Below are 1,205 nucleotides of genomic sequence, written 5' to 3'. Positions count from 1 at the left end.
TGGCTACACCATATGAACACATACAAAGGCTCCGACCTTTTCATTACCACCAATTTCCCGCCGGCCATGAAAGTGGACGGCAAAATTACGCGACTGAGTGATGAGCCGTTGAGTGCTGAAAAATGTATGGAAATCGCTTTTTCGATTATGTCTTCCAAACAAATCGAAGAATTTTCTTCCACCAACGAATGCAACTTCGCCATCAGCCTGCCCGATACCAGTCGCTTCCGTGTCAATGCCATGGTTCAACGCGGTGCAACAGCTTTAGTGTTCCGCTCCATTACCAGCAATATCCCGAAATTTGAAACGCTCAATCTGCCCCCTATTCTGAAAGACATCGCCCTCAGAAAACGCGGCCTGATTATTTTTGTCGGTGGTACAGGTTCGGGCAAGTCCACTTCTCTCGCCTCCCTTATCGACTATCGAAACGAAAACAGCTTCGACCACATTATCACCATCGAAGACCCGATTGAGTTTATCCACCAACACAAAAACTGCATCATCACCCAACGAGAAATCGGCGTAGATACCGAAAATTGGCCGATTGCGCTGAAAAACACCCTGCGCCAAGCACCGGATGTTATCTTGATTGGCGAAATCCGCGACCGCGAGACCATGGACTACGCTATTTCCTTCGCGGAAACCGGCCATTTGTGTATGGCGACACTACATGCCAACAATACCAACCAAGCGCTCGACCGCATCATCAACTTCTTCCCCGAAGAGCGCCGTACCCAGTTGCTGACAGACTTGTCGCTCAACCTGCAAGCCTTTATTTCACAAAGACTGATTCCCCGTGAAAGCGGACGGGGTCGTGTGGCGGCGGTCGAAGTTTTGCTCAATTCGCCGATTATTGCCGACTTGATTCAAAAAGGCGAAGTCCACAACATCAAAGAAATGATGAAAAAATCAACCGGCATGGGCATGATCACTTTTGACCAAGCCTTGTATGATTTGTATGAAAACGGCGATATCAGCTATAAAGACGCTATTAAAAATGCCGACTCCCCCCATGACTTGCGCCTAGACATTCAATTACGAAGCCGTCGTGCGCAAAATGCCGGTCCGGATTTAGAATTGATTTAACAGCTTCAAAGCATAGAAAAGGCCGTCTAAAACCTTACTACGAGTTTCAGACGGCCTTTATTCCATCAAATAATCAAGCCTGTTTCAGTTTTGCATCGGCATCACGCAATGCAGTACGC

1 protein-coding gene is annotated in these 1,205 nt (G+C 47.6%); it reads left to right on the top strand.

Annotated elements, in window-relative coordinates:
* Window positions 1-1,086, top strand: a 1,086-nt coding sequence (locus ACTHUT_RS20895; protein ID WP_440419720.1) for a PilT/PilU family type 4a pilus ATPase, incomplete at its 5' end; no start/stop codon positions are given.
* Between the last annotated feature and the right edge of the window lie 119 nt (window positions 1,087-1,205).

The sequence above is a fragment of the Neisseria sp. P0022.S010 genome, from assembly GCF_051956635.1.
Note: the sequence above shows the minus strand (reverse complement) of the source record. Positions and strands in the feature narration are given on the sequence as shown.